The organism is Quyinboa sediminis (assembly GCF_042219855.1).
GTDB lineage: Bacteria > Bacteroidota > Bacteroidia > Bacteroidales > UBA5342 > JBHJHP01.
Genome location: NZ_JBHJHP010000019.1, coordinates 1 through 4,976 on the forward strand (window position 1 = coordinate 1; position 4,976 = coordinate 4,976).

Below are 4,976 nucleotides of genomic sequence, written 5' to 3' on the forward strand. Positions count from 1 at the left end.
GCAGTCAGCTCCTTTCGTCCTGACAGTTCCTATCCTATCGGACAGAAACTGCCACGACACCATACCGCGGGAACGTTAGGTGCAACCGTCATTAAATTGACTGTCAATTTTAATTTAGTTGCTGCTCTTAGCTGGTTAGACGTTAATTTGCCAACGCTTTATTTAAATGGTGCTTAGAGTTGGCGGACACCGCATTAACGTCTCCCCTATGCTGGTCTTCACGTTTGAGTAGTTAGGGTGTGATCTTTAAACTCAAAGTTGTCGCAGCAACTGTCCTCAGTACCAGGAAAGTTTCGTGTTTTGGGTTTTCAGATTAACGACAGGGAAATTGAGCGGGAAAGATGACCAGATCTTACAATCTCAATGCGGGCGGACAAAGAAACAGCAGCACCTAACACACGGTCATACTGCATGGCAGTTATTTTAAACAAAACATATCAACGTTCGCGGTAAATCACTTTTGTCCTGACAGTTCCTTTCCCGTCGGAAAGAAACTGCCACGACAGCATACCGTGGGAACGTTAGCTGTCAGTTTAATAAAACAAATTAAAAATGCGAAGAAAATTGAAATTTAGAATTGCATTATATTCTATCCTATCAATTAGCTATACAGTAAATGGACAGAATTTTTGCGACTTCATTAATAAGGTTCAGGATTATCAACAATCAGTAAAAATTAATGATTCAGGAGATATTTTAAAAATCGACACCTCTACTTTTAACACTGACTTTTATATAAAACTGTTTGATAAACTAAAGGTCGCTTCCCCTCTTAAATGTGAAACAATTTACCTTGATTATATGCTCGGAGGAGAACCAGCATTAATTCTATTTGAGGATTCACTTAATATTGAAAATTACATAGCCAAAAGAGTAGAAAATGTCACTCAAGATAAAAATATTGATTCTGAAAATGTAATACGAAATGCACTTTATGAATTGTCTGACTCAACAAAAAGGATAGTTAACAACATTATATATGAGAATAATGAAGATGGTATTTTTCAGTACCTCTTTTTTAATCAAATGGGTGAAAACTTTGCATTATCATGGCATTCCAATTATGATGAAAAGTATGTTCTGTGTTCTAAGAAACAATTGACTCATTTAATAAAACCATTTCTTAATAACAAACTTTATACAGTTGAGAGAAAATCATATAAAAAACTATTAAAAAAGAATATAGAGCCTCAAGTTCAAAAAGTAGAAAGTAATTACATAATTACATGGTTTGTTTTAAAAACACATAAAGGAATTTATAAACAAACCTTCGCAATTAATGACAGTAATCCTTATAAAATAGAAAAAATAAAAAGCGAACAGGTCGTGAAAATTGACATAAACTTTTTATACTAAAAAAGAAAAACCGCCAGCTAACACACGGTCATAGTGCATGCGGTTGTGTTTTAATTTGCAAATTCACATTCCGTATGTCGTCGTTTTCGGCTTGACAGTCTCCACTTCGTGGGACAGTCAACCGCACGACACCATACCGCGGGAACGTTGGGCGTCATACAGAATACACCAAGCAACTATTTTATGAGAGTTTAAACTTTCAAACAATTAAAATTGACAATTATAATTACTTATGAAACTGAGGATTAAATCAACAAAAACTACAATAACGATTTTAGGTATTTATCAAATTGTAGCTTCATTAATGGGCTTTTCACTTGTAGCCTATTTATTAATAAGAACTAATGAGATTAATGGTCCAATTTTATTTATTTTCTTTATTTCCATTGGACTTTATGGATTAGCATATAAATCTGGTATTTTATTATTAAGAAAAAATTATAACAGAGGATTGATTTATTCAATGATAAGTCAAATAACTCAAATTATCGCGGTTGCTTTTGGAGGAAACAAATATGCGTTTTCTTCTGGAATAAAAATTTCAAGCGGATTTAATTTCACAAAAGGGTTTACACTAAATTTTGATTTTGGTTTTAGATCTGAATTTAACATTTCAATCAATACTTCTGATAGAGAGTACTTTTTATATATAAATTTTGCTGCAATATTTTTATTGTATTTGTTCTATAACATTTATAAAGAACTTAAATCTGAGAAGACTAAAAACAATATTGGTGACTTAGAAAACGAAAATGAAGTACGAACGCCCAACACGCGGTCATAGTGCATGGCAGTACTTTTAAACAAAATAATTCAACGTTCGCTGCAAGCGCTTTTCGTCCTGACAGTTCCTATCCTATCGGACAGAAACTGCCACGACACCATACCGCGGGAACGTTAGCACACATTGAATTGAATATTCTGAACAGATTAAGAAGATGATAAATGTAAAATATATACAGAAGATTCCGTTGAATTATCTGGATAACTTGGATATTCAATTTAATATTGAGCAATTTGAAAAAGAGCTATTGGATTTGAATTACGATGTTGTTAAAAACGATCATACTTTAATATTTAAGAATTCTGAGGTAATTCACTCACATTGGATAAAGAGAAGCTTACCCTGGGGAAAAATACACTTTTCAAAAGATGAGAAAAATTTAATAATTGATTTTAATTCTAAAATTATTGGTGCAATTATAGTTGGTCTGATAATATCAATAATTGCAATCTTAACTAATGCTTTACCTTTAATTATTTTGGGACTTCTCCCTATAGTTACAACGTATTATTCTCGACGTGAAAGAATTAAGAAATTGATTATTAAAACGTATTCAAGAAAAGAGAGAAAATATTCAAATGATAATTTAGTACAGAAAATGCCCATGTATTTTATTTATATCATTTTAGCAATTATTTTTTCCTTGATTGGCTTACTGAATAAATAAAAGAAACAACGTGTGCTAACACGCGGTCATAGTGCATGGCAGTACTTTTAAACCAAATAATTCAACGTTCGCTACCGGCTCTTTTCGTCCTTACAGTTCCTATCCTATCGGACAGAAACTGCCACGACACCATACCGCGGGAACGTTGGTTGCAACCTTATGAAAAGACATATGCGAGACAAATTAATAGTCATTCTTATTTTATTTATTTCGAATTTCACAGCCAAATCTCAAGATGATTCACGTTTAATAATTGAAAAATCTTTAACGATTGTTTTATATAGAGATACATTTTCTAATATTGATTTATTAACCCATCAGTATCCATTTAAGACTTTTGAAAATGGAGTAGGAAAAGACTATGAAAATAAAATCAAATTAGATACTATTACTATTACATCTGATAGAATAAGCCAAGATTTAATTCCTAACAAAATAAAAACTCAGAATATTGCTTTTTTAACTTATAATGATATTTGTAAAAGGACTTTATTACTTGATAGTTTAGAAATTGTTTCACAAAACTTTTTAGAGATCTATTTCCTTAAAAATAATTTGAATGATAAAATAATTGCGATTAAAAACCGTGGGATGAATGCTCAATATATTGGGAATGCAAAATGTATTGATGCTTTTCTAGGCGGTGATTATGTTGAGATTGAGTTTAAAAAAACTGGCGATATTTGGAATGAAGGTGAAATAATCTCTAAGTTTATACAAGAAAAATAAAAGGCAGCAACCAACACACGGTCATAGTGCATGCGGTTTTGGTTTAAATTTGCAAACCCACATTCCGTATGCCGTCGTTTTCGGCTTGACAGTCTCCACTCCGTGGGACAGTCAACCGCACGACACCATACCGCGGGAACGTTAGCAGTAAGTTTAAATGATCATAATGAAAGATAAATCTTTTTACTTCATCGGAAATATTTTAGAAACAGATATTGAATTACCAATTCATATAAATTATGGATATGAATTAAAAAAAGCTAATTCAAATCAAATCAAAATTATTAAAACGAGATTAGAATTGATTCAGCAGGCAACTCAATTATTCCCAATTAATATTAACCCATATGAAAGTGAATTTATAAAATCTGAAAAAGATAATAGTTATCTAATAAAACATCCCAAAAACACAAACCAATGGAAATACTGGATTATAGAACTTGACTGTTATGTTGATGATTTTGAAAAACAAAGTGAAAATATTAGCAAAAACATAAAAATCATTGATAGTGCATTATTAGTTTCAGAGTCTAATATTCAATTGCTTTGGGGATTTCTGCATTATAGGATTAACGAAATTAAAGTAGATGTTGATGGTATATCAAGTCAAAGCTACAGACCTTTAAATTTTTTTAAAAGTCTAAGTATTGTAAATCCTAAAACAACATTAATTAATACTGCTAACCTAAATGAAATTCAGCAACTTACAAATTTGATTGAAAAACTGTTTTCAAACGATAAATACTTGACAATTCGAAAAATAATTGATGACTTAATAAATTTTTATGAAATACCCCCAAAATCTCCTTATAGAATTATCGGATTATTTTCAATCTTAGAATATCTATTAACAACATTTGACTCTGGAAAATCTATAAATAAACAATTACAAACAAAACTCAACTTACTGAATAATCGATTTTCTGAAAAACTAAACGTAAGTGAATTTTTCAAGATATCAACTGAAACTAAATTTGAAAAGATTATTGAAAAACTTTATGCATACAGGAGTGATATTGCTCATGGAAACAATATTGACTTTGAGAAAAAATTACAAATATTAAACAACAATGAACTGGTTGAGAACTTTTTACTAACCATGGTAAAAAGAACAATTAAACAATCTCTTTTCGAACCAGATTTAATTTTAGATTTAAAAAAATGTTAAAGAAAACCTACTGCTAACACACGGTATAGTGCATGCGGTTTTGTTTTAATCTGCAAACCCACATTCCGTATGCCGTCGTTTTCGGCTTGACTATCTACACTTCGTGTGACAGTCAACCGCACGACACCATACCGTGGGAACGTTGTAGGTAATGCAAACTGACAATATCTAATCTAAAAATTGCTAATACTTGGGTGTAAGCTTCCCATTTTTAGGACCACTTAAAAATAGTTTATTTTCTTTTTTAAAACCAAATTCTGAATGCTTTCTTT

5 protein-coding genes are annotated in these 4,976 nt (G+C 31.2%); all 5 read left to right on the forward strand.

All coding sequences use genetic code 11. The annotated features are described in order from the left end of the window. The first annotated feature begins 552 nt into the window (after window positions 1-552). The 5 genes from ACE1EF_RS19800 to ACE1EF_RS19820 all read left to right on the forward strand — a co-directional run bounded on the left by ACE1EF_RS19800 (window position 553) and on the right by ACE1EF_RS19820 (window position 4,704). Window positions 553-1,356 (forward strand): hypothetical protein, encoded by an 804-nt coding sequence (locus tag ACE1EF_RS19800; RefSeq protein ID WP_375722444.1) that lies wholly within the window; start codon window positions 553-555, stop codon window positions 1,354-1,356. A gap of 232 nt (window positions 1,357-1,588) precedes the next feature. After that, on the forward strand, window positions 1,589-2,140 hold the full coding sequence (locus ACE1EF_RS19805) for a hypothetical protein (RefSeq protein ID WP_375722445.1): 552 nt from the start codon (window positions 1,589-1,591) through the stop codon (window positions 2,138-2,140). Between the two features lie 154 nt (window positions 2,141-2,294). Then, window positions 2,295-2,807 carry a hypothetical protein gene (locus ACE1EF_RS19810; protein WP_375722446.1) on the forward strand — a complete coding sequence of 171 codons (513 nt, stop codon included), beginning with the start codon at window positions 2,295-2,297 and terminating at the stop codon, window positions 2,805-2,807. 171 nt (window positions 2,808-2,978) lie between these two features. Then, entirely contained in the window at window positions 2,979-3,536 is a 558-nt protein-coding gene (locus ACE1EF_RS19815) for a hypothetical protein (protein ID WP_375722447.1), read from the forward strand. Window positions 3,537-3,702: 166 nt separating this feature from the next. Next, window positions 3,703-4,704: a hypothetical protein gene (locus tag ACE1EF_RS19820; protein ID WP_375722448.1), complete on the forward strand. Its 1,002-nt coding sequence runs from the start codon at window positions 3,703-3,705 to the stop codon at window positions 4,702-4,704. The last annotated feature ends 272 nt before the right edge of the window (window positions 4,705-4,976 follow it).